The following is a 24,838-nucleotide window of genomic DNA, read 5'->3' on the forward strand; positions in this document are numbered from 1 at the left end:
GGATTGTTGTTATTGAAAGAAGTAATATTCTTTAATATTATACAAAGCCCGGACATTAAATCCGGGCTTTATTATTTTATACCAACTTTAAACTTTAAGCTTTCAACTTTAAGCTTTAACTTACAAATGTTATTAACTATTACTACAGCATATAAACCTGCGACAGATCTGGGATATATAATGCATAAGCACCCAGATAAATTACAAAGCTTTGATACTTCTTTCGGTAAGATGCATGTCTTTTATCCTGAATCTTCAGAGGAAAGATCAACCATAGCTTTGCTCCTTGATGTTGATCCTATAGCTCTTGTGCGTAATCATAAAGGACCTTCCGGTGAAGGTTTTGCTTTGGAACATTATGTAAATGACAGACCATACGTGGCTTCTTCTTTTATGTCTGTTGCGATAAGCAAGGCTTTCAGATCTGCTATGAGTGGGACATGTAAAGACAAACCTTATCTGGTTGATAGGGTACTTCCATTAGAAGTGACTATACATGTATTGCCATCACGAGGTGGAGAAGCTTTCTTAAGAAGTCTATTTGAACCGTTGGGATATCAGGTAGAGCTGAAGAGGTATGAATTGGATTCCAGTTTTCCTCAATGGGGCATGAGCAGATATTTTTCTGTAACTCTAAGAAATGACTTAAGAATGAAAGATCTGTTAGCTCATCTTTATGTTTTGATTCCGGTGTTGGATAATGATAAACATTATTGGATTAGCGAGCACGAGGTTCAGAAGCTTGAAGAAAAAGGCAGTGGCTGGTTGGAACAACATCCCGAAAAAGAACAGATCATAAAAAAATATCTGAAAAATCTTGGAGCATATACTAAGTTAGCTATGTCCAGGCTTTCTGAAGAAGAGGCCATGGAAGATACTGAAGATGATTTATCCGTTGATGATAAGCTTAAAAAAGAGAAGAGTATTTCTCTCCATCAACAGAGACTCAACAAAGCATTGGATGAACTTAAACTTTCCGGAGCTCAGAGTGTACTCGATCTAGGCTGCGGAGAAGGAAAACTTCTAAAGCTACTTTTGAAGGAGAAGCAGTTTGACAGAATTCTTGGAATGGATGTTTCTTATCGTTCTCTTGAAATTGCAAAGGACAGATTGAATTATGAAAGGCTGCCACAAAAGCAAAGGGAAAAGCTAAGATTAATTCATGGTTCTCTTACTTATAGAGATAAGCGATTGAAGGGATTCGATGCCGCTGCGGTTATTGAAGTGATAGAACACCTTGATCTGGCAAGACTGACTTCCTTTGAAAGAGTATTGTTTGAATCAGCAAGACCACTGACTGTAGTTATCACTACACCTAATGCTGAATACAATGTAAAATACGAATCATTAAGCGCGGGAGCATTCAGGCATAGTGACCACCGTTTCGAATGGACAAGAGCCGAATTTGAAAAGTGGGCTTCAGGAATAGCAGCAAAATATAGTTATGAAGTGAGGTTTGAGCCAATAGGTGATTGGGACGACGAGGTCGGAGCTTCAAGTCAGATGGGTGTATTTAAAATTAAGAATTAGAATTGTATGGAATTAAAAATACCGGAATTAGCATTGGTAATGCTTATAGGTGCATCCGGATCAGGTAAATCTACTTTTGCAAAGAAGCACTTTAAGAATACAGAAATCTTAACTTCTGATTTCTGTAGGGCCATGGTATCCGATGATGAAAATGATCAGACATCTACAGAGGATGCTTTTAATGTGTTGAAATATATAGCTGGTATCAGGTTGAAGAGAGGCTTGTTAACAGTTATAGATGCCACAAACGTTCAGCCGGAAGCAAGAAGAGATTTTATAAGTCTCGCCAAAGAATACCATTGTCTTCCCGTGGCAATCGTTCTGGATCTTCCTGAAAGGGTTTTGCAGGATAGAAATAAAAATAGGACAGATAGGAATTTTGGTCCTCATGTTATACCTATGCAAAGGTCTCAATTAAGGAGATCTTTGAAATACCTGGGACGGGAGGGATTCAGGCATATTCATATTCTTAGCTCTGAAGAGAAGGTTGCTTCCGTGCAAGGTATACAGAGGGATCCTTTATATAATGATCTGAAGCATTTGTCTGGTCCTTTTGATATCATTGGCGATGTCCATGGCTGCTATGAAGAACTTGTAAAATTATTGCAAAAGCTGAATTATTCTTTCGAAAATAGAGATTATGATCTGGATAATTTTGGAGTAAAGGTCTGGCACCCAGAAGGAAGAATAGCACTATTTCTGGGAGACCTTGTTGACAGAGGTCCGAAGACGCCACAAGTATTAAAGCTTGTGATGAGCATGGTTAAGGATGGATCTGCATTGTGTGTGCCAGGAAACCATGATGCCAAACTTATGAAAAAGCTGAAAGGATCTAATGCTCAGTTAAAACACGGTCTTGCAGAGTCTATGGAGCAATTGTCTTTAGAGGCTCCTGAATTTATAAAAAAGGTAATAGACTTTCTTGATGGACTGGTCAGCCACTATGTGCTGGATGGAGGTAATTTGGTTGTAGCCCATGCAGGTCTGAAAGAGGAAATGCATGGAAGAGGTTCCGGTGCTGTACGCACATTTTGCATGTATGGAGAAACAACTGGTGAGACTGATGAATTCGGACTACCAGTCAGGTATAACTGGGCATCTGATTATAAAGGAAAGGCAACGGTAGTTTATGGTCATACACCGGTTCCAAACCCTCAGTGGTTGAATAAAACGATTTGTATAGATACCGGTTGTGTATTCGGTGGAAAGCTTACTGCAATGCGTTATCCAGAGAAAGAAGTTATTTCTGTAAATGCAGAGTCTACATATTTTGAGCCATCAAGGCCACTTGATTACAATCCTTTAACGGGTCTTTCATTTCAGCAAGAGTATGATGATCTATTAGACATCGATGATGTGCGTGGTAAACATATTGTAGAAACTCGTTTGTTAGGTAATATAACTATAAGAGAAGATAATAGCATAGCAGCCCTGGAAGTAATGAGCAGGTTCGCTATTAACCCTAAGTGGTTAATCTATTTACCCCCGACTATGTCTCCATCTGAAGCAAGTCCAAGGGCAGGGTATCTGGAACATCCTGCAGAGGCATTAAAGTATTATGCTTCTCAAGGGGTTGAGACTGTGGTCTGTGAAGAAAAGCATATGGGATCAAGAGCCATTGTCATTGTCTGTAAAAATGAAAATGCAGTACTAAAAACATTTGGAGTAGAAAATGAAGGTATTGGAGTTTGCTATACCAGGATGGGGAGAGCATTCTTTAATGATGAACAACTGGAAAAAGAGTTTCTATATAGGATCAATAAAGCATTGGATGCATCTGAATTCTGGGATAAGTTCAATACGGAGTGGGTTTGTCTTGATTGTGAGTTAATGCCATGGTCAGTCAAGGCGCAGGCATTGCTTAAAGATCAATATGCTTCAGTAGGAGCTGCTTCTTCTGCCGCATTGCCATTTGTTACAGATGCGCTTCAAATGGCTAAGACCAGAGGTATTGCAACAGATAGTTTATTGTCAGAATTTGTTTCTAAGAATGAAATGTCTGGTCAGTTTGTAGATTCATACAGAAGGTATTGCTGGCCTGTAAATTCACTGGATGATTATAAGCTTGCACCATTCCATATACTTGCAACTGAAGGTGCTGAGCACATGGACAAAGACCATATCTGGCACATGGAAAACATTAAATCCATTTGTGAGACTGATGCGAGATTTTTTACCGTTACGCCTTATAAAGTAGTTGATTTAAAGAATGAGGAAGAGGTAAATGAAGTCACAAATTGGTGGAACGACCTGACAGAATCTGGAGGAGAAGGTATGGTAGTAAAACCATTGAACTTTATCAGCACTGGCCAGAAAGGCTTAATACAGCCAGCCATCAAATGCAGAGGAAAGGAATATTTAAGGATTATATATGGGCCTACTTATTCTGCTCCTGAAAATATAAGGAGGCTGAAAGAGCGCAGTGTGGGAGGAAAACGTGCACTCGCATTGCGTGAATTTGCTCTGGGAGCAGAGGCTTTAGAAAGGTTTGTGAGAAAAGAACCTTTAAGGAAAGTACATGAATGTGTATTCGGAATATTGGCACTTGAAAGCGAAGCCATAGATCCGAGATTGTAAATGTATAGGAAAATTAATTATGGGTTTGATAATAGTAGATGTAGAGGCTGACGGCCCAATTCCCGGAAAATACAGTATGGTATGTTTCGGGGCGATTGTTGTAGAACCGTCATTGTCAAAGACATTTTATGGCAAGGTGAAACCTGTTTCTGGAGAATGGATACCTGAAGCACTTGCTGTAAGCGGATTTTCAAGGGAGGAACATTCCTTATTTGATGAGCCACATGTTGTGATGTCGAGTTTTGAATTATGGCTGAAAGAAAATGTAAAAGGTAAACCTGTGTTTCTTTCAGATAACCTTGCATTTGACTGGCAATGGATTAATTATTATTTTCATTATTATCTTGGCAGAAATCCTTTTGGATTCAGCGGAAGACGTATTGGAGATCTTTATTCAGGGATGATTGGTGATATTATGAAAGGATCAGAGTGGAAGAAATTCCGAATGACAAGGCATACGCATAACCCTGTAGATGATGCAAGAGGCAATGCAGAAGCTATGTTAAAATTAAGAGAGATGGGATTGAAGTTCCCATTTAAATAACTTAGACTAATATTTTATTTTTATGAAATTAAAGAAATTGTTTAGACCCGTAGGAGTGAAGGAGCTGGAACTTATAAAAAAATCCGGAATGAAAGCTTATCCCCCTCGTTTTTCATGGCAACCAATTTTTTATCCTGTCCTCAACTTTGAATATGCAGCGCAAATAGCAAAGGAGTGGAACACTGAAGATGAAGGCTCCGGGTTCGCAGGCTTTGTTACGGAGTTTGAAATTCCTGAGGCGTATTTTCTTAACTTCAAAGTTCAAAATGTGGGAGGGAAGATTTATGAAGAATTATGGGTGCCTTCTGAACGTCTTACAGAGTTCAATAATAATATATTCAATGATATTCTTGTGGCGGCTGGGTTTTACGGAGATAGGTACATCGGTGAAAGAATTTATTAAAATTGGATTTAAGAGGATTGTTATTTAGCAATCCTCTATTCTATTTTTGTTTAAAATGGCATAGATCATACCGTCAAGTGTTTTCGAATTTTTATCATAATCAGTATAATCTAAAGTTACATCTGATGTATTTGGTTGTCTTAGCAAGTTCAATTGCCTGAGATTATGAGTAATTGGAGTATTGATCTCCGAAGCCCAATGGATTATATCTACACAGTTAACATCAATTGCACCTTGGACATAATTTATTTGTGATAGAGGAACCCATGTATAAAGTAATTTTTCATTACTAACATATTCAAGCCAGAGCCAGGTATCCCAAGGCGGTATATCGTAAATATCAATGAAGCAATTGGATTCTGCTTCTGAAGCTCCGTCTGTTACTGTATTGTTAAATTCTGTGATTAAAAGATGGCCTTTGGAAACTACATCTTCAAGCTTCATTAAAGGAATATTTTTTTCTTTAAGAATATTTCTTCTTGTTTCAAGAACTTTAATTATAATATTTCCCTGTTCTTCTTGAGTTGCTTCAACGAGAATGTTATCTGGCTCGAGTTCTCGGCTTCTTAATAATTTACTTCCATTCTGAGGAATAACAAATTCAAGCCATGTAGCAGTTTCAATCCATCTTTGCAGAAAGTCATCTGCATATATCGGTATTGTTTCATTTTTTGATTCTCTTTTAAAAAGATTTTTCAAATAGGTTATCATATGCATTTAGAAATTATGTAAGAGCAGGTAGCCGGAATCGAACCGGCGTATTCGGTTTTGCAGACCGACACCTTACCACTTGGTTATACCTGCTTGTGTACGAACCTCCGGTTATGCTCCGGTTTCTCTGGTTTTTCAAGCCGCTTCTACTAAGTTAGCTTGACTCCCAGTATAAAATAAAAATCCCTTAGAGGATGTCTAAGGGATTCTTACAAAAGAATATAGTAAATCTATCCTCAGACACTAGAGTGAATGATAAAGCAACAGAATGTATGTGAATATGTAAATGTCATTTTTATCAAAGCTTATTAAATAAAAAACCCGGACTAAGTAGCCCGGGTTTTTGTAGTGAATTGTATTTTTGCATCAATACAAATCTTCCTCAGGCCTGATGAAATCAGGGGAACAACAGAAGAAGAATATGTTTTGAATAAGTATCATATCAGCGATTATTAATACAAAGGTAAAACTAATTTTTTATATCATCCAAGTTCGTATAAGAAAATTAATTTTTAAGTACTGTTATGCAATTAGGATATATTAAACCTTTCGTAATAAATTCAGCCTCTAAGTTTCGGAACCTTATCAGACTTTTTTATTTATATAATTCCTTCTAATATAAGCTTAATTGCCACAAACCAAATTCATTTTGTCAAAGGTTAGCTTTCAGGCTCAACGTCATTGGTTCTTATTGGATTTATAATACTTGAATCATTTTATTATTCTTTAGGGAATTATCATAGCATTGGTGAGTTTTGTATAGTTTATATGACAGTGAACATTATCCAAGCACATATTTATTGAAAATATTGAATTTAATAAAACTGGTTGTCTCGTTTGAAAACCAATTGATTAAATAGTCCTCTAAGCTGCTTCTTAAATTTTAACAAATTAAAAATTCTGGCTTTTTAATTCGGTCAATTTATATTTGCGGTATATCTTAAAAAAATCATTCAATGCTTACCCATCACGTTTTATTCTGGCTGAAAGCCGATACTACCGAAGATCAAAAGAAGGCATTTAGAGCCGGACTTGATTCACTTATAAATGTAGAAACCATTAAGTCTATGTATGTAGGAACTCCAGCTCCTATAAGCAGACCTGTTGTTGATACAACTTATACCTTTTCATTGGTAATTGTATTTGAAGACCTTGCGGGGCATGATGTTTATCAGGTACATCCGGTGCATAAGGCATTTCTTGAAGAGTTCAGACAGTATTTTGAGAAAGTAGTTATATATGATGCTCAGTAATTTTCAAATTTTCTGATAATACCAAAAGCTCTTAGTTTTCCCAGACGAAGAGCTTTTTTGATTAATAAAGTATTCTCCCTAATCTTTCTTTGAAAAAGAAGAATTTAACTCACCTTGAAATCGCTCATTAGCGCCGAATAATTTAAGGGAATGTAAGGGAGTAAATTTAACCTTTTGTGATGCCACATGTTGAATTTAAAATGGGTGTAGGTATGAAAAGGATATTCGCTTATTGGGTAGTTATTCAAGTGGCTTTTTCCTGGGGGTGCAATAGTAATAGCTCAGGAAATGATACGGAAGATCGTGTTAAAAGCGAGCAGAAGGCTTTGAAGAAAAGATCCAAGTCAGAGAAGAATCTTGATAAGCAACACGCTAAAGAGAACGTGAAATTTGAAAAAAAGAGAATGAAAGCTGATGAAAAATCAGGCAGCGTTATTGAAATTCCCAAAAGTGAGCGTGGGGTGGAAGAAGCGAGAAAGGATAAAAAGAGAATGGATAAGGATATGCTCTTTTGATTTTTGGTATTATTTTGTTATTTAATTATATTTTTTTACCTTAAGAGAGTAAACAAAAACTACTCTTATGAAAAATTTTTTTTATTATGCAATTCCATTAATGGTATTTTTCAGTGCTTGTCAAAAAGAGAAAAAGGATTTTATTGGTCCTGAATATAAAGTGGCAGGAGCCAATTTCGATCTTGTTTCAAATTTTTCACCTAAACTGAGCAGCGTAAATTTTGAAACAGGTGATCAGCAATCTTTCAATGCTCAGTTTAGCGAACGCGTAACATGGACAATCACCTTGAAAGGGCAGACTTCTCAAGCTGTAAAGACTATTACAGGCTTAAGCGATAGAGTTGATGAAAGTAATTCACTGTGGTTAGGTACACATGATGATCTAATGTTCTTTCTCTCTGGAGAGGAAGTTGAAGCAACCCTTTCTATTCTGGGGGTTAAAGATCCTCAAAAGCTGAATTTTAAAATCGCTAGTGCCAGAGTTTATCCAGGCGCAAAAGAGATGGGAAGTGGTTTTGAAGGATTTCAATATAATCATCTTGATTGGTATTACAGTCCTTATCCTAAAACTACTGGGGAAAAAGTTTCTACTCCGGTAATTGAGGGAAATTATGCCTTTAAATTGTCGGGAGTAGATGATAATAATGATTATTTTATTGGTTCAGTAAGGAGAAATTTACCGAGGAATTTTCTTACTTCAGCAACTAAAGATTTTTATGTAAATGTATTTGTTTACGGAATTGGAAGCAATACATCCACTCTGAAGATATCGTTGAAGCATGACTCTGATTCAAGACTCCCGTATGGGTTACCTCAAGGGTATGCTGATACTCAGGATGATGCTTATGAATATTCTATACCTTTAAATTTTAAGGGGTGGCAACCATTTAGCATTAAGTATAGCTCTTTTACCAGAACACCAGATAGAGAGTTTGGAGGAAGTGGTCCGAATACTAAAGACCCAAGCAAACTTGTATTTGTAGATTTTACATTGCTTACAAAAACAGTAGGAGAGAAGGCTGAAGTTGTTTTAGATTATCCAACTATTACTTTTGAAAGGCCATTTATGCCTTAAATAAGTTGCTAAAATTACCAGTTTTTATAAGGAGCTGACTATTAATAGTCAGCTCCTTATGTTTATGCCAAAATCTAATGTATAAATAGTATTAATCCGGATAAAAATACTGTAACCTTTCAGCATTATTCTTTTAAATCTTTGAATGTGTGAATAAAATCTTTGAATAGTCTTTTAATGAACAGTTTTTTTTTCCCATTTTTAAAGGTTTAAAGTAAAAAAAACGTATACTATTTTATAATTATTAAAATTTATTTTGTTTTATGGGGTTAGGATTTTCGATTAAAGGGAAGGTAGGTGGAACAACTGATTCAGAATCAATTCTTCAAATAATTGCAGATTACACTGAGGCTGAAAGTAAAGGAATTTTTGCTACTTTTCTCGAAATTGATCTGGAAGAGGATACACTTTATCTAAGCTTTCATCCTTGTGAAGAGCCGGTTAGCTTATTTGTTGAAGACGGAACACTCTTCTGCTCTGCAAAAACCAATAGTGTCGGACCTGGTTATCATGCTTATCTCATTGACTTTTTTGAAAAGGCTGGTAAAGACTTGTCAATAGACTGGGTCTGGAATGAAACAACTGATGATGAAAGCTATGGCGATGAGACAGGGTATCAGGAACATAAAGATTTTAATGATTTGCAGGAGTGTATGGCTGAATGGCTGCAAATGCTCTCTACAATATTCCTGAAAGATGATCAGAAAGGATATCTGGTTTCACTTCCTGCTAATACTCCAAGAGTTGCACATAAAGATTTCTTTGTAGCTTCTTCTCTTGGTTTCTGGTCCAGAAACTGGTTTGAAGAACTACAGCATAAAGACCTTACTGAACTGGAAAAGTATGGAAAACAATTTTTTATCTGGTGGGATAGAGAACCAGATGCACGTTTTCTTGTCAGAACAGGTGTAGCTCTTCTAAATGCTGATTGCGGCTGGCATGCCCCTCTTGATGATGATGAAATAATGCTTTATGAGATCATTGATAAATGTTTCGAAGAGGCAAAGAAACTGAACCCGGATGTGATTGTGCCTGAAAAAGACTGGGAATATATTAAAGCATATCTTGAAGGTGAGGAAGATGTTGAAATTCCAGAAAGCCCTCTTGGATTCAGAAAGAATGCGGTAACCTATGATATTGCAGGAGAATGGAAAATAACTGTACCAGGTTTTTTCTATTCAGGTCTTGATGAAGAAACAGAAGTATTCTGGTTTGGTGATAAAACTGTGCGAAATACTGTTTATTCATTCGACTCTGAAACTACTCCTGATGAGATGCTGGCTTCACTGCTCAGTGAGGAAGATTATCCAAGTGCTGAAAAGATATTTTTTAGTGATGAGAAAATAAAAGGCCATGGATATGTTTACTACTATATGAATGCAGAGGAAGAAGCTGAATATTGGTTGTTGCAGGCCGTGAAGGTGGAAGAAGGTTCATTCATATTTACAACAATCTGCTTTGCAAGTATGGATGAAAAAGATTGGGCTATAGAAGTCTGGAATTCTATTACACATTAATATTACACCTGCTTGCATGAAAAAAAAAATATTGATAATTACAGTCTTGCAATATCTCACTGCAATTGAGTTCTTGCAACCCATATTAGAGGAGGCCAAATACTTTAATTCAACTATATATTGAGTGCCCGTTCCGCTTGGGGTAAATTCTAAAAGTAAAAAGGTAATTTAAAGTTAAGTTTATATCATGTACCGGTAACAGTTGGTCTCACAATAAAGAAGGAAAGCAGCGTCTCAGGAACTCTTATTATTTATGACATAGAAGGCAAGGATGTGAAGAGAATTAATCTTAGCAATGGAGCTGGAGATACACAATTAAATATTGAATTAAAAAGCGGTACTTATATGTATAATTTAATTCAGACAATGGTGAAGAATTTTCCACTGGTAAATTTTCTAGTCAATTAAATAATGAATAGAAAAGCTTATTATAAAGAACACCCGAACCTTCAACAAGCTCGGGTGTTTTTTTATGTCTTAAAATTTACAACTTAATAGGCATCATCCAAAGCATGTCACCTAGTGCTGGATTGGCAATTGATAACTTTCAGCTTTCTACTTTAAGCTTTCCGCTTTTTCTTAAAACTTAAAACTTAATCCTTACAACTCCACTAGTATTCCCATAGGTGATGTTCGTATTCCATGAGTTCATCGGCAGCCCACTGAGATGCCATAATTCCTTTTGTCTGGTCAGAGTATAAGTCAGCAAGATAATAATCCTTAGCATTGGAAACCTTTACTATATATGAGCTGAAAAGCCTGAGTTCAAAGGCATCTGAGAGGTTTTTATGATGTGCTTCGTTTTGTGTGTTGTATAAGATGGCTTTTGGATTATTTTTAAATAAGTTATTTTTTAATTCATCAAAGCTAAAGGAAGCAACTATAGATTGAAGTCCTTTGATATTCGCAGGATGATCAGCAGGAATGAATAAGCTTATGGATAATATATTGTATACAAGTTTCGATTTTTCCTTATCAAATATTACCTCTTCTTTAATTTCAAGTTGATACAAGTCCTTTGCAAGATATTCTTCTTCTGCCGGAAGTTGCTGCCTCCAGTCAGGGCCATACGCTATAAAGGCATCAACGGTATCAGCAGGATTATTGGCATTTATAGAAGGACCTGCAGAAGGGATTTTTAGCCTTTCCAGTAATTGGGCTGTCTTTAATTTTAAAGCTAAAGAATCATTATCATAGGCAGTTATTTTATTCTTTTTTGCTGCATCAATCAATAGTCCCGGCAATTCATAATTTTTAGAATATAATCCTTCATTTTGTTTTTCTCTTAAATCCAGAGCCCTTGTTATGGTCTTTTTATACATGACGTCATTGTACAATTGTTGAGGGTTTTGCCCATAGGAAAAATAAGACAAAATGATAAAACATGTTGATAATAAGTAGCTTTTGTCGTTTAAGTAATTTGATTTACAGGTTTTCATAAGCACATTTCGTTTGTTTGAATCCTGTAATGAATAAGAAATAAAAAAGATACATCGTTAAACCGGAATTAATCGTTAAAAAAAAATATCATTGTTAATTAATTTATTAGAGTTTATAATAAAGTGATTGATTATAAGGATTAACTGAGATTTGCAATGACTTATGATTATTTTGAGTTAGTGAAAAAAATATTAAATTAATATTCATTAGAAACTCCTTTTAGATTTAAAGATAGCTGTTTGGAAAATTTTAAAGATATAGATCAGGAAGAGGAAAAAGAAACTATAGAGAAGGCCAAAAGGGATCCTGAAAAGTTTGGCGTTCTTTACAAACGTTATTATAAACCTGTTTATATATTTATTCATAAGAGAACAAATGATAAGGAATGTTCTGCTGATATTGCTTCGCATGTTTTTTTTAAAGCACTTACAAACCTTAAGAACTATGTTCATCAAGGATTTCCTTTTTCATCCTGGTTATTCAAAATTGCTCTGAATGAAGTAAATGAATACTATAGAAAAAAGAATAAAAGAAGAGTTGTTAGTATTGAAGCGAATGGTCTGGAGAGATTGACTGATGCCTTAATAGAAGGAGAATCAGATTTTGAATTAAATGAAAAGAGATTACATCTTTCAGAAGCTTTAAAACAACTTGATGCTTTGGAAATACAACTAATAGAGCTTAGATTTTTTGAGGAAAAATCATTTAAAGAAGTCGGATATATACTCAACATTACAGAGAACAATGCAAAGGTTAAAACATATCGATTACTTGATAAGATAAAAGCAACAGTGCTTTTAAAATATAGATAAATGAAAGACTTTGATATTATAGATGATTATAAACAACCTTCTGACGAGGAGATAGAGAAGAGTCAAAACTTCTCTGAACTCATGGCCAGATACAATGCTTCGCATAATAAGAATAGTAATTCTAATAACAGGATCAAGTTTTTTGGAGGGGCAATTATCTTGGTTTCAATTGTATCAATACTATCTTATTATATTTTGAATAAATATGATAATCATAGAAACGAAGATTCAGAAGTTAAGCCAAAGGCCTTAATACCGGTGGTACGTGAGGATTCCCTTGTCGAACAAAAGATATTAATACAAGAAAAAGATACTCTTTTAAAATCCATTCAAGATCAAACTATTCCTATAGGTGAAAAATCATCGAAGGTGAAACGTTCTTCTATTGATACTACAACACAACTAGGCCTGAAGGATTCGGCGCATAAGGCACCTATAGAGATATCACAAGATAAGCCTATAAAGGCCGATTCTGTTATAGACCCATCAAAGAATAAAGTAAAGGTGAAAAATGGAAATCAGACTATATATGAGCAGGATCAGCAGGAGTTGGAAAAGAAATTATTAGAAAGATATTATCACAAGAAAAAATAAATAAAAAGTCCCCCGATAAAATCGAGGGACTTTTTTGTCAAGCTTTAATAGCGGATGATCGCATATAAACGGCCATTGTCATAGTAATATTTCCAATGATCTGTTTTACGATTGTGGTTAAAATTGCCTTCAGATTCCATTATTCCATTAGGGTAATAAAACTTCCAGTATCCTGATTGAAAGCCATTGTTAAAGTTACCTTCAGCTCTAAGTCTGCCGTTTGGATGATAGAACTTCCAGTATCCTGAAAACTGGTTGTTATTAATATTACCTTCTTTTTTCATTACGCCTGTATCGTAATAAAATTTCCAATATCCAGAAGGCTGACCATTGTTGTAGTTTCCTTCACTTTTTATTGTTGTACCATCAGGATAGTAGTTAACCTCGCTGCCTCCAACGTCCCCAGGAGCATAATCGAAAACATATATACTGGTGTCATTCAGGAAATAGTTGGACTCACTCTGAACCACAGGTGAAGGATCATATCTTCGTCCTCTTCTGCTCGTTGTCCACTCGCATGAACTCAAAGTAACAAGACAGAAAAGGATAATAGTAATGTGTTTTACTTTCATGTATTTTCTTGTTAAAGTATAATTTGTATCCAAATTTAATAAAATCTTTAATCACTTAAATAAGATTTTAAGGATATCAAACCTGATCGAAAGCAGAAACATAAAAAAGTCCCTTATCCATTGTCTGCCATTGTGAATGACTGTTATGAGAAGATACCATTATCATCGGTAGGATTTGGGATTCTATTTTACTTAGAAAACCTCTGTCGCTTGATTTAAAGGACTTAGTCAGAGGTGCTTCAGGATCCCCGTAATACATGCCGGAGTGGCAGTTGAATGCAGCGAGTACGGACTCAAAAAGAGTAGGAATAAGATTTTCATAGCCTTGCTTTACATACACTGAATCAAATGCAATGAAATGATAATTTTTGGCATTAAAGATCTTTGATAATTTTGGAATGAGAGGTAGTATGTTTTGTGCAACAAATCCGGACAAACCAGGCAAAGTCTTAAACTGCCAATGAGCGGGAACAGCTTGTACGCCGGCGATTATTTCACCTTTATTTCTGATTACAAAATAGTTATTATCCTGGCCTATATAGTCTAGTACTACCAATTGGTATGCGCTGTAATATTCTTTGAATATTTTTTTTATTTCATAAATTCTCTCTTTTTCAAGTCTTGAAAATCCTGAAAAGAATTTAGGATTAAACCTGCTAAAGCTTAGAACCTCATAGGATCCGGCTGGTTTGTTTCCTTGTTTCCTGGAGAGATTAAGAGAATATTTGTTTGCTTCTTCAATATATGAATATACAATAAAGGATCTGGGTTCTGATTTTCGAATATATTCGTAAGCTCTATCTTTTAATAAGGTCCCCATTCCTTTTCCCCCATATTCGGGCAATATGGAAAGATATCTTCCGTAAAATCCTTTCTCCGGATAGCCTTTATTGATTAAGATCCTTTCTGATAAGCAGAAGGTGCCGATAGGGTTATCACCTTTGTAAAGTGTAAAGAAGTGTGGATTAATTGTTTTTCCTGCACGTTCTCTTACATTCTTGTGGCGGTAGCTAAGCCCGTGAGTTCCATAGAATGTACTTTCCAGAATATTCAAAACATCTTCAGTTGCAAAGGAAGAGTATAGGATTTTAAAATCCAGCTCATGGAAGATTTCTTCCTGAAGTTTTTCAATTGAAGTGATCATGAAGAGGAAATAACGAAGAGGTAATTTATTCGATTTTTCCTTCAAACTCAATTTCTGTGAAAATGTTTTTTGCTCTTCACAGATCAGAAAAAAATTCTCAGTCCTGCATGAACCATCAGCAGATTGCCATTTACCTTTTTCCTGTCAAATAAAAGATCATTGGAGGCATTAACTCTTGCGGATCCTTGATTGATGAAATCAATGGATGTACCCGATAGAAAAGTACCTTTTAAATTAAAAAATATATTGTCGTTCATTTTTAATTCAATACCGCCTGCTGCACCCAAATCAAATGCCCATGAGCTGTTAAAGGATGAATTTGTATTAAGAGAATCTGAACTCTGACCATCACTGACACTGGCAAATGTAAGAAAGGTTTTAGCTCCTGTAACAATATCTGCAAATGGAATTACCCTGCTTGCCCATTGTGGCTTAAATCTTATCATTCCATGAAAGTATGCGATATTATGATTGATGGTAAGATTCGCATTGACAGCGTTACCAAAAACTGTTTCAATGTTCGCATTTGACTGTTGTCTCCCGAATGTTAAATAAGCAACCTGTACACCCAGACTAATAGGCCTTTCTCGAAGTTCTCTCAAAAGACTTACATCCAGTCCTACACCGATATTATTATTGTTTCGGCTAAATTCTCCTACCGGAAAACCAACTGTTAGCGTAGGAGCCAAGCTCCATTGAGCCATGACAGAAATTGGCAGAATGGAAAAAATAAAGATGATAAGCCTTAAAGTCATTTTAAAGGATAGAATAGCTTTTTAATAAATGAATTAGAAGGGGAATTGTTTAGGGGATTCATGGAAATTTGAGTGGAAAGCTTAAAGCACAAAGGTAAAGTGGAAAGATAATAATCTGTGGCTTGCCTGTCTTTTAGTAAAAAAAATAATCCATTGATTATTAGTTGGATATTGATGGTGTAATTTGAGTTAGCTTTTAACTTTGTGCTTAAAGCTTTCAGCTGTATGGTTGATTAACAGAGATTTCATGAGTTGTATGTATACCGAGAAGTGTAGTATATTTGTATGAAATTTTTTTAAATAGAGATTAACATAAAAATGGGTAATTCATCATCCAACGTTGCAATTCTGGGAGCATTGGCTTCCAATCTGGCAGTTGCTGCCACCAAATTTATAGCAGCATATTTTACAAGAAGTTCGGCTATGGTTTCCGAAGGTATTCACTCACTCGTAGATGCTGCAAATACATTGCTTATCCTTATAGGAAGCAAGCGAAGTACCAAGCAACCAACAGCCAAACATCCTTTTGGGTATGGCAAGGAAATATATTTCTGGACCCTGGTAGTATCTATCTCTCTGTTTGCAATAGGTGGTGGTATGGCGATCTATGAAGGAATAGAACATATGCTGCATCCGGAACCACTTCAGGACGCTTTCTGGAACTATATAGTTCTTGGTTTCTCCCTAGTATTTACCGGCATTTCCTGGGTACTTGCCTTTAAGGAGTTTTCTAAAACAAAAGGTGATAAAAGTTTGCTCAAAGCCATAACAGATAGTAAAGATCCGGGAGTATTTGCAATCTTATTTGAAGATACAGCAGATCTTCTTGGTCTTGTGATTGCTTTTATCGGTGTATACCTTGGACATAAACTTAATAATCCCTACATAGACGGAGCTTCATCTGTACTGATCGGTCTTATACTTGCTTTCACCTCTTTCATGCTAGCCTATGAAAGCAAAGGACTTTTGATAGGTGAAAGTGCTGATCCGTTAATGATTGAAAATATTAGACAAATTGCTTTGCAGGAACCATCGGTAGAAATGGTTAAAACCCCTGTTACCATGCACATGGGACCTCAAGATATCATTCTTGCTTTAGGAGTAAGTTTTAAGAAAGAACTCAATGCTGAAACTGTTGCTGAAGCAATTGACAGAATAGAAGTATCCATCAGGTCCAGCTATCCTGAAGTTAAGAAAATATATATTGAAGCAAAATCATTGACTTATTTTATGTCGGGTAATGAAAGTCTTAAGTTGTAAGAAAAGAAGCTTAAAGGTGAAGGCATAAAGCTTAAAGTTAAAAGTCCAGAGTAAAAGGGTACATTAACTTTCAGCTTTGTGCTTTCCGCTTTTAGCTTAAATCAGCATTCTTTTATAACCTTACAAGGTACACCTCCTGCAAATACATTAGCCGGGATACTTTTCGTTACCACACTACCTGCACCGATAGTTGTATTATCACCTATTGTCACGCCCTGACAGATAATAGCTCCGCCCCCAATCCATACATTGTTACCAATAGTTATAGGCGCAGCAAGCTCTGGTCCCTTTATGCGTTCTGAAGCCAATAGAGGATGATAGGCAGCATAGATTTGTACATTGGGGCCCATCATAACATTATCGCCAATGGTTATTTTGGCACAATCCAGAATAATACAGTTGAAATTCATGTAAAGATTTTCACCTACATAAATGTTACTTCCATAATCACAATAGAAAGGCATTTGAACATCAAGCTGCTTTCCTGTGCCTCCAAAAAGCTCTTTTATTGCCGTTGTTCTTTCTTCTATGTTTTCCCATGGAATAGTATTGTATCTTGTTAGTATTCTACGGGCTCTGTATCTCATCTCTGTTAGTTCCTGATCAGCTGCATTATAGAGCTCGCCATCAAGCATTTTCTTTAGTTCTGATTTTGCCATTATTGGATGGAAATATTTTAATTATATAAAACTGTATTTGGGAGATATAGTTATTATTCCCTTGTGAAGATTTATAGATCCTTATTATCGAGAGTTTTATCTGTTGCTGAAGGCTTGGATGCTCCTGTAATCTGAGAACTATAAATTCCGAAATGTCCTGAAAACAAATAAGAGGTAACACAGGCGATAGCAGCAAATACACCTATTTCAGCTCCGAACAGTTCTATGGCCATGAATGTGGTAGCAAGGGGTGTGTTAGCTGCTCCTGCAAATACAGCTGCAAATCCCATACCTGCAAGTAAGGGCATGGGAAGTGGAATTAACAGAGCAAGTGCATTACCAAGGGTTGCTCCTATAAAAAATAATGGAGTTACTTCGCCTCCTTTAAATGCAGCTCCTAAGGTAAGTGATGTAAATAAAATTTTCAATGCAAAAGCATATACGGGAAGTTGTTCTTTGAATGAAGCTTCAAGTACAGGAATACCAAGCCCAATATAATCTGTTGTGCCCAGGATCCATACTCCCAATGCAACAATGCATCCTCCAATAGCAGGTCTCAATGGAGGGTATTTAATTTTACCTTTGTAAAAGTTGCTTATGAAATGCATGAAATGAGCAAAGAATTTACCGGTAAGTCCAAATGCTATACCAGCTAATATGCAATATAAAATTACAAAACCGTCAATTTGCGGAAATGAGATGATTGCATAATGCGTATGTTGAATATTCCATAAATCGCACACATAATCTCCTGCCACGGCAGCCATAAAAGAAGGAAAAATAGCTTTATAACTAAGCTTGCCGATAAAATATACTTCAAGACCAAAGACTGCTCCTGCCAGAGGAGTTCCGAACACAGAAGCGAAGCCCGCACTTATACCACAGATTAGAATCAGGATTCTGTCTTCCTTATTAAACCTAAAAATATGATTAAGCTGATCCCCAATAGAGGCCCCCATTTGAACAGCTGTACCTTCTCGACCCGCAGATCCGCCAAAAAGATGCGTCGCTACTGTTCCTATTAATATGAGCGGAGCCATTTTAAAATGAATGACTTTGGAAGGATTATGAATTTCATCGATAAGAAGATTACTTCCTTTTTCTACCTCTTTCCCAATGTAATGGTACATAAGGCCAATCAATAAGCCACCTATTGGAAGCAAAGCAATGATCCATAAGTGATCTTCTCTCCAGTTTGTTGCTGCGTCAAGACTTACTAAGAAAAGAGCAGATGCACTCCCGGAAAATATTCCAATAGTTGAAGCTATCAGAATCCATTTCAGAGTATAATTGATTACAGTAAATAATTCTTTGGTACTAAAATTCATTTAAACGCTTTTCTATAGTTTGAATAAAGTCATTTTTTCAGATTGTAAAAAGGAAAATGCTTAAATAAACCATAAATTCGAAGCCATTCTTTCCTTCAAAGTTTTTGTAATACGGTATTTGTCTGATATATAAAAACTTCATTGATAGTTTATTTATGTGTCTTATGACGAATTTCTTTTAAATGCTTGGGTAGGTGTTTTTACTTAGAAGTTAAATTGCTTATTTTGAAAGAAATTACGATACATGGATTATAACTGGCAGCCGTTACTGCTCTCTTTAAAGTTATCTCTCATTACAACACTGCTATTATTTGTGATAGGTGTTCCTCTTGCTTATTGGCTTTCCAAAAGCAAGAGCAGTCTCAAGCCTCTTTGGGAAAGTCTGATTAGTCTACCTCTTGTCTTGCCACCATCCGTATTGGGTTTCTATCTGTTGCTTGCCTTTAGTCCTAATTCTATTTTAGGAAAATTCCTGAAAAATTATTTTGATCTCAACCTCATATTTTCATTTGAAGGACTAGTAATTGCATCAGTAATTTATAGTCTGCCTTTTATGGTTCATCCTGTCCAGTCAGGGTTTCAGAGCCTTCCAGCTTCTTTGCAAGAAGCAGCTTATACGTTGGGGATTTCACCATTAAACACGTTTATAAGAGTACTGCTACCAAACATAAGGCCCTCTTTGCTTTCAGGTATAGTATTGAGCTTTGCTCATACAGTTGGTGAATTTGGAGTCGTACTGATGATTGGCGGAAGCATTCCCGGAGTTACCAGGGTTGCATCCATTGCTATATATGAAGAAGTAGACAGCATGCACTATGATGTTGCTGATTTCTATGCTAAGGTATTAATCCTGGCATCTTTTATTATTCTCTTTTTATTATTTCTGGTTAATAAGAAATACAAAGGAAAAATCATTTGATGTATAAGTTACAAGTTGTTAAAGAGCTACATTCTTCTGAAGGCAAGATGATTCTTGATGTTGATATTTCAGTGCAGCAGGGATCTTTTACTTCCATTGTTGGTAAATCGGGCGCCGGCAAAACTACAATTTTAAGAATGCTTGCCGGGCTTGTAAAGCCTGATAAAGGAAGTATTCATTCAGGTGAAGATATTTGGTTTGATAGCAATACTCGTAAAAACAAGGTACCACAAGAGAGGTCTATTGGCTTTGTCTTTCAGGATTTTGCACTATTCCCCAATATGTCTGTTCTCGAAAATCTTAAATGTGTCCAAAGTGAAAAAGATGAAGAACAGATCAAAGAATTACTTTCATTAACTGGTTTGACAGCTCTTTCGGGCTTCAGGCCAGATGCGCTTTCAGGGGGGCAGAAACAACGGCTGGCACTTGCAAGAGCTCTGGTAAGAAAGCCCAAACTATTAATTCTTGATGAACCATTTTCCGCTATTGATCAGGAGACAAGAATAAGACTGCAGCAGGAAATTCTTAAAATTCATAAAGCGTATAACCTCACTACTATTCTGGTCAGCCATGATCTCACAGAAGTCCTTCGATTAAGTGATTATGTGATTGAGATAGGAAATGGTAAGATTGTGAGACAGGGAAATACTGATTTGTTTTTTTCAAATGAAGGAAAAACAGATCAGTTTAGAATGACTGGGCAGGTTGTAGATCTGATTTGCGAAAATGAAAAATGTTTTGCCTATGTGGTAGTAGGCACTATGTTGATTAAAGCAAGAGTGGAAGATTCAATGAATACAGCGTTAGGTATTGGAGATTTAGTTGTATTATCATTGAACGACTTTAATCCGATCATAAAAAAGATAAAGCCTTAATCTTTCATTAATCCAAACAATTTCTTTTGAATTCAATTCATATTATACAGATTTATGTAAAGCTGTATGCTTAAAGAATTCAAAGAGTTTATTCTTAGAGGAAATGTGATCGATCTTGCTGTCGGAGTGATCATCGGGGTTGCATTTGGGGATGTGGTCAAATCTTTGGTAGATGATATTATAATGCCTCCAATAGGATTATTGATTAATGGGGTAAATTTTAAAGATCTTAAAGTGGTTATAGGTGGAGGTACCAAAAATCCAGTAACTTTTAACTATGGAAATTTTCTTCAGAATGTATTAACGTTTCTGATCATTGCTATCGCTGTATTTTTTATGGTGAAATTAGTTAATATGTTATACAAGAAGAAGGAAGAAAAAGCAGCCGCTGGGCCATCCAATGAAGAGGTGCTGTTAACACAAATAAGAGATTTACTCAAGGACAAAAAATAGTATATTAGTTATGAACAATAGAGAGCGTTCACCTTTATTTTATTTCTTTGCGAGGATCATTGCATTTCTAGTTACTCTTGTCCTTCTGTATTTAATTTTTGAAGTTTTAATCAAAAAATAATCCTATATGGCTTATGGAACTTTTCCTGTAGTTAATGAGATCAATGCAACATTAGTACCTTCATAAATTACTTCTACTCAATAAATTTATAATTCTTTTTTAAACATTTTTTAAGCTAAAGGATTATCTGTCACTGAATTTGTAATCGAAAAGACATGAATTTTAATGAATTTGGAGTTTGCTTAAAACTCCTGCATTGCATATTCTTTTGAATGAACAATAATTATAACCCAATTAACATACTTAAAAGAAAAACACTTTATGACAAGAGTTGCAATCAACGGATTAGGCCGTATCGGAAGAGCCACTTTTAAAATCCTTATGGAGGATAAGGAAATGGAATTGGTAGCTGTTAATGATATCATTCCTCCTTCTCAATTGGCTTACCTTCTGAATTTTGACACTGTTTATGGTAAGATGCCATCTAAAGTCAATTATGATGATCACAATCTTTATGTGAACGGTAAAACCATTCGTGTTACTAATATCAGAGAGCCACAATATCTTCCATGGAGAGACATGGGAGTCGATGTAGTATTTGAATGCAGTGGAATCTTCAGAAAACGTGAAGAACTTCAATTGCATTTAAATGCCGGTGCCAAACAAGTAATCCTTTCTGCTCCTGCTAAAACAGATGATGTGCAAACTATTGTTCATGGGGTAAATCAGCCTGAGGAAAATGACAATATTATATCCACTGCAAGTTGCACAACGAACTGTATTACTCCGGTAATAGAAATTCTGAGTAGAAGAATAGGAGTTAAAAAAGCAGTATTGAATACCATACATGCTTATACTTCATCACAGTCTTTAGTTGACGGACCATCAAAAGACCAAAGAAGAGGCAGATCAGCTGCTAATAATCTAATACCAACCACAACTGGAGCTGCAAGAGTGGCAGGGAAAGTGCTTCCTGAATTTTCAGGAAAATTTGATGGACTAGCAATCAGAGGTCCTATTCCTGCAGGATCTATTGCCGACATTACTTTGATCATGAATAGAAATACTTCTATAGAAGAAGTAAATAAAATATTCGGAGATGAAGCAGGTACTGACAGATATATGGGAGTTGTCGGCGTAAATATCGAGCCAATCGTGTCTTCAGATATTATCATGGACCCAAGAGCAGCTGTAATTGATCTTTCCTTGACGCAGGTTATTGATGGTGATCTGGTGAAGGTTATGGCATGGTATGACAATGAATGGGGCTATGCTAATCAAATGGTAAAAGAAGCTAAAAGGGTTTCAAAACTTCAAATGGAATCAGTCATTATTTGAGTATGTAGTTTATAGGTTTAAAGGTCGAGGGATGGCAGCAATGTTATCCCTCGTTTTTTTAAGGCATACAAAAGGGAACAAATTATATTTTTTCCTATGTTTTTAAATAAAGGAGGAGGGAAGATTATGGTAGTTACAACTGTGCCTAGGACAAAAGCAAAAAAGACAGAAGAACCTAAATTGGTTAGATGTCCTATTTGCCGAGAGTTTATGGATATGAACAATTGGGGAAGTGTGTTAACTCACGAACATCGAGGTATGACACACCATATGTGGAAAAAAACAAAAGCATGTAGTACCAGAAAATAGAATAAGTCCAGTCGGACTTATTTTTGTTTATTGTTATTCTGTAAATAAGTGTCTTATGAAAAGCAAAATACTTAATGAGAATGCCGAAAGACGGTATTTACTCATTTTTGAAGATGGAGAAGAGTTTATGTCAGCTTTAGAAAAATTTGCAGAAGATAATAAGATCACTGCAGGATATTTTGAAGGCATAGGAGCATTCTCATCTGTTATTGTTTCTTATTTCGACTGGGACAGAAAGGAATACCTTAAAAATCCGTTCAATGAACAAGTTGAGATTTTATCATTAAATGGCGATATAGCTTGTTCAGGAGACAAGCCAAAAGTCCATGCTCATGCAGTTTGTGGAAGGAGAGATGGTTCCGCGGTGGGAGGACATCTTTTTAAAGGATATATCCGGCCTACTTTGGAACTTGTTTTATCTGAATCAGATAGAGTTTTAAAAAGGATACAGGACCCGCAAACAGGAGTTTACCTTATCAAATTGTAACAGCAAAGATTTAGAGAATTTTTACTTCAATCTAAAAAGGTTTATTCCAGAAAGATTTTTTTGGCTTGTTTGTTGTTTATACTTATCCAGTATAAAAGCAAATGTGATAGATTCCGGAACTTCTGTATGCTTCTGTTTATCAATAGCTCAGAAGCAAGGCTTCAAGTCGATGAAAACAAACCATTTTATTTCGATTGTTCAAATTACTTTTTTATTATATTCCAGTTTATAAAATTGATTTACCATTAAAACTAATATAACACACAATGAAAATCGTTTATCTTTTTATCCTGACTTTAGCTATGTCATTACAGACTTCATTTGGGCAAGAGGCCAAAACACGAACATTAACAGCAGTAGGGAGGGGTGAGATCAAATCTGCTCCGGATCTGGTTGTTTTGAATCTTGATATTTCTGCAAAAAATATGGATTTCAACAAAGCTATAGAAGAGCTGAATAAAAAAGCTGCAGCCCTTGAAAAACAAATAATTGCTGCTGGTTTTAAAAAAGAAGATTTAAAAACAACTTCATATACAGTCAATAAAAATTATGAATACCAAAATGGCAGATCTATAGATAGTGGTTTTATTGCAAATCATTCATACACTTTAGAATTTCCGAATGATCAATCTAAAATTGTGACGGTTGTAAAATCCATTTCAAAAGGAATTGATGTCACTTACAATTTTGGCTTTACGCTTTCGGATGCAAAAAATAAAGAACTGAAAGCAGAGTTGTTAAAGAGAGCGGTAAAAGATGCAACTGATGAAGCAACGGTGCTTGCCGCTGCCGGTGGAGTAAAGCTTAAGCAAATTAATGAGATTAATTATGGATTGTCGGAAATAGTTCCATTCGCTATGGCAAATGCCCGTATGGCTAAAATGTCTGCAGAAGGTGATTTCGGCGGATTTGAAGCAAAAGATATTTCTTTATCTGAGAAAGTAACTATTACCTGGGAGATTGCGCAGTAAGTTAAAGCGCAATCTCATACAAAAGGAACCCTTGCTTGTAACCCGACTTTTCAAGCAGGGGTTTTGAAACATTAAATACTTTTACACCTTTTGAAGTTTCTCCCTGAAGGCTCCCTATATGAGCATGTCCGTGAAATGCAACTTCCACTGACCTTCTGTTTATAGTATCTGCAAGTCTGGAAGATCCAAGGAAAGGGAAAATCTGTTCCGCTTCTCCGATTACAGTAGCTTTAATTGGTGAATAATGAAGGATAACAACCTTCTTGATATCATCATCCAGACGGGCCAGTGCTTTATCTAGCTTAAGTGATTCATCTACTGATTCCTGCACATACTTTTTATTCATTTTTTCTCCCCACATAGGCAGCATATGTTTATCAAAACCTCCTCCAAAACCTTTTACTCCTGCAAATCCAACACCCTTTATGATTACCGATTCTCCGTCAAGAATTTGGACATTGTGTTTTATAAGTTCATGTCTTATCTCTTCCTGATGGTCAAGTTCATAGTCATGATTACCTAGCACTCCAACTATCGGGATATGGATACCCTTCAGTTCTTCACCAAGCAAAACAGCCTCCTGTACATGACCAGTATCTGTAAGATCTCCACAAAGTACTAATATATCAGCATTCTCAGCTATATCTTTAAAGAAGTGATTCCATTTGCCTTTGTCAGATTCCTTCACATGAATATCTCCTAAAGCCGCTATTCTGATAATCTTACCTGCTTCCAT

Annotated in this window: 25 protein-coding genes, 1 tRNA gene and 1 pseudogene; 18 read left to right on the plus strand and 9 right to left on the minus strand. The window is 35.8% G+C overall.

From position 1 onward, the window contains the following. Nucleotides 1-126 precede the first annotated feature (126 nt). Genes K350_RS0121665 through K350_RS29895 form a run of 4 tightly spaced genes read left to right on the plus strand, consistent with a single transcriptional unit; the run spans nt 127 to nt 5,054 of the window. Entirely contained in the window at nt 127-1,530 is a 1,404-nt protein-coding gene (locus tag K350_RS0121665) for a 3' terminal RNA ribose 2'-O-methyltransferase Hen1 (RefSeq protein WP_028981687.1), read from the plus strand. Between the two features lie 6 nt (nt 1,531-1,536). Next, nucleotides 1,537-4,107, plus strand: coding sequence for a polynucleotide kinase-phosphatase (locus tag K350_RS0121670; RefSeq protein WP_028981688.1), 2,571 nt, complete (start codon nt 1,537-1,539; stop codon nt 4,105-4,107). A gap of 19 nt (nt 4,108-4,126) precedes the next feature. Continuing rightward, a complete protein-coding gene (locus K350_RS0121675) occupies nt 4,127-4,651 on the plus strand; it encodes a 3'-5' exonuclease family protein (RefSeq protein ID WP_028981689.1) in 525 nt (174 codons plus the stop codon). 22 nt (nt 4,652-4,673) lie between these two features. Then, nucleotides 4,674-5,054 carry a hypothetical protein gene (locus tag K350_RS29895; protein WP_037576575.1) on the plus strand — a complete coding sequence of 127 codons (381 nt, stop codon included), beginning with the start codon at nt 4,674-4,676 and terminating at the stop codon, nt 5,052-5,054. 24 nt (nt 5,055-5,078) lie between these two features. Here K350_RS29895 and K350_RS0121685 read toward each other — a convergent pair whose 3' ends face one another. Together K350_RS0121685 and K350_RS0121690 are read right to left on the minus strand one after the other, a co-directional pair. After that, nucleotides 5,079-5,753: a hypothetical protein gene (locus K350_RS0121685; RefSeq protein WP_156027136.1), complete on the minus strand. Its 675-nt coding sequence runs from the start codon at nt 5,751-5,753 to the stop codon at nt 5,079-5,081. A gap of 34 nt (nt 5,754-5,787) precedes the next feature. Further along, nucleotides 5,788-5,858 (minus strand) — tRNA-Cys (locus tag K350_RS0121690). Nucleotides 5,859-6,721: 863 nt separating this feature from the next. Between K350_RS0121690 and K350_RS0121695 the strand changes: the two genes are divergently transcribed. The 5 genes and pseudogenes from K350_RS0121695 to K350_RS33130 form a co-directional block, all read left to right on the plus strand. Beyond that, entirely contained in the window at nt 6,722-7,018 is a 297-nt protein-coding gene (locus K350_RS0121695; protein WP_028981691.1) for a Dabb family protein, read from the plus strand. Between the two features lie 212 nt (nt 7,019-7,230). Beyond that, complete coding sequence (locus tag K350_RS0121700) at nt 7,231-7,533, plus strand: hypothetical protein (protein ID WP_156027138.1); 303 nt, start codon at nt 7,231-7,233, stop codon at nt 7,531-7,533. Nucleotides 7,534-7,600: 67 nt separating this feature from the next. Beyond that, nucleotides 7,601-8,608 carry a hypothetical protein gene (locus K350_RS0121705; protein ID WP_028981693.1) on the plus strand — a complete coding sequence of 336 codons (1,008 nt, stop codon included), beginning with the start codon at nt 7,601-7,603 and terminating at the stop codon, nt 8,606-8,608. Nucleotides 8,609-8,871: 263 nt separating this feature from the next. Further along, the gene (locus tag K350_RS0121710; protein ID WP_028981694.1) at nt 8,872-10,125 is read left to right on the plus strand and encodes a hypothetical protein; all 1,254 of its coding nucleotides are present in this window, start codon (nt 8,872-8,874) and stop codon (nt 10,123-10,125) included. Nucleotides 10,126-10,320: 195 nt separating this feature from the next. Next, a pseudogene (locus K350_RS33130) lies at nt 10,321-10,533 on the plus strand (T9SS type A sorting domain-containing protein); the annotation flags it as partial. 203 nt (nt 10,534-10,736) lie between these two features. On the opposite strand, the gene porN reads toward K350_RS33130, so the two are convergent. After that, nucleotides 10,737-11,564, minus strand: a complete 828-nt coding sequence (gene porN / locus K350_RS0121715; protein WP_028981695.1) for a type IX secretion system ring subunit PorN/GldN — start codon at nt 11,562-11,564, stop codon at nt 10,737-10,739. A 240-nt stretch (nt 11,565-11,804) separates the two neighbouring features. On the opposite strand from porN, the gene K350_RS0121720 reads away from it, so the two are divergent. Further along, nucleotides 11,805-12,377: an RNA polymerase sigma factor gene (locus K350_RS0121720; protein ID WP_037576580.1), complete on the plus strand. Its 573-nt coding sequence runs from the start codon at nt 11,805-11,807 to the stop codon at nt 12,375-12,377. Beyond that, nucleotides 12,378-12,971 (plus strand): hypothetical protein, encoded by a 594-nt coding sequence (locus K350_RS0121725; RefSeq protein ID WP_028981697.1) that lies wholly within the window; start codon nt 12,378-12,380, stop codon nt 12,969-12,971. 44 nt (nt 12,972-13,015) lie between these two features. Here the strand turns inward: K350_RS0121725 and K350_RS31575 are convergent, their stop codons facing one another. The 3 genes from K350_RS31575 to K350_RS0121740 form a co-directional block, all read right to left on the minus strand. Then, the gene (locus K350_RS31575) at nt 13,016-13,543 is read right to left on the minus strand and encodes a toxin-antitoxin system YwqK family antitoxin (protein WP_051313476.1); all 528 of its coding nucleotides are present in this window, start codon (nt 13,541-13,543) and stop codon (nt 13,016-13,018) included. Nucleotides 13,544-13,619: 76 nt separating this feature from the next. Then, nucleotides 13,620-14,732: a GNAT family N-acetyltransferase gene (locus K350_RS0121735; RefSeq protein WP_156027140.1), complete on the minus strand. Its 1,113-nt coding sequence runs from the start codon at nt 14,730-14,732 to the stop codon at nt 13,620-13,622. Between the two features lie 38 nt (nt 14,733-14,770). Next, complete coding sequence (locus K350_RS0121740; RefSeq protein ID WP_028981700.1) at nt 14,771-15,442, minus strand: hypothetical protein; 672 nt, start codon at nt 15,440-15,442, stop codon at nt 14,771-14,773. 318 nt (nt 15,443-15,760) lie between these two features. Between K350_RS0121740 and K350_RS0121745 the strand changes: the two genes are divergently transcribed. Continuing rightward, entirely contained in the window at nt 15,761-16,702 is a 942-nt protein-coding gene (locus tag K350_RS0121745; protein ID WP_028981701.1) for a cation diffusion facilitator family transporter, read from the plus strand. Nucleotides 16,703-16,803: 101 nt separating this feature from the next. On the opposite strand, the gene K350_RS0121750 is transcribed toward K350_RS0121745, so the two are convergent. After that, nucleotides 16,804-17,361, minus strand: a complete 558-nt coding sequence (locus tag K350_RS0121750) for a sugar O-acetyltransferase (RefSeq protein ID WP_028981702.1) — start codon at nt 17,359-17,361, stop codon at nt 16,804-16,806. 71 nt (nt 17,362-17,432) lie between these two features. Continuing rightward, a complete protein-coding gene (locus K350_RS0121755) occupies nt 17,433-18,689 on the minus strand; it encodes a voltage-gated chloride channel family protein (RefSeq protein ID WP_028981703.1) in 1,257 nt (418 codons plus the stop codon). Nucleotides 18,690-18,933: 244 nt separating this feature from the next. On the opposite strand from K350_RS0121755, the gene modB reads away from it, so the two are divergent. The 6 genes from modB to K350_RS0121790 all read left to right on the plus strand — a co-directional run bounded on the left by modB (nt 18,934) and on the right by K350_RS0121790 (nt 24,102). Further along, nucleotides 18,934-19,608 carry a molybdate ABC transporter permease subunit gene (modB, locus tag K350_RS0121760; protein WP_028981704.1) on the plus strand — a complete coding sequence of 225 codons (675 nt, stop codon included), beginning with the start codon at nt 18,934-18,936 and terminating at the stop codon, nt 19,606-19,608. Further along, the gene (locus tag K350_RS0121765) at nt 19,608-20,483 is read left to right on the plus strand and encodes an ABC transporter ATP-binding protein (RefSeq protein WP_028981705.1); all 876 of its coding nucleotides are present in this window, start codon (nt 19,608-19,610) and stop codon (nt 20,481-20,483) included. Before modB ends, K350_RS0121765 begins: the two co-directional genes overlap by 1 nt. A 66-nt stretch (nt 20,484-20,549) precedes the next feature. Further along, nucleotides 20,550-20,936, plus strand: a complete 387-nt coding sequence (gene mscL / locus K350_RS0121770; protein ID WP_028981706.1) for a large-conductance mechanosensitive channel protein MscL — start codon at nt 20,550-20,552, stop codon at nt 20,934-20,936. A 382-nt stretch (nt 20,937-21,318) separates the two neighbouring features. Further along, nucleotides 21,319-22,335: a type I glyceraldehyde-3-phosphate dehydrogenase gene (gap, locus tag K350_RS0121775; protein WP_028981707.1), complete on the plus strand. Its 1,017-nt coding sequence runs from the start codon at nt 21,319-21,321 to the stop codon at nt 22,333-22,335. A 364-nt stretch (nt 22,336-22,699) separates the two neighbouring features. Continuing rightward, a complete protein-coding gene (locus tag K350_RS0121785; protein ID WP_028981709.1) occupies nt 22,700-23,131 on the plus strand; it encodes a PPC domain-containing DNA-binding protein in 432 nt (143 codons plus the stop codon). 266 nt (nt 23,132-23,397) lie between these two features. Then, complete coding sequence (locus tag K350_RS0121790) at nt 23,398-24,102, plus strand: SIMPL domain-containing protein (RefSeq protein WP_028981710.1); 705 nt, start codon at nt 23,398-23,400, stop codon at nt 24,100-24,102. A 1-nt stretch (nt 24,103) separates the two neighbouring features. On the opposite strand, the gene K350_RS0121795 is transcribed toward K350_RS0121790, so the two are convergent. After that, complete coding sequence (locus K350_RS0121795; RefSeq protein ID WP_028981711.1) at nt 24,104-24,838, minus strand: metallophosphoesterase family protein; 735 nt, start codon at nt 24,836-24,838, stop codon at nt 24,104-24,106.

The sequence above is a fragment of the Sporocytophaga myxococcoides DSM 11118 genome, from assembly GCF_000426725.1.
GTDB lineage: Bacteria > Bacteroidota > Bacteroidia > Cytophagales > Cytophagaceae > Sporocytophaga > Sporocytophaga myxococcoides.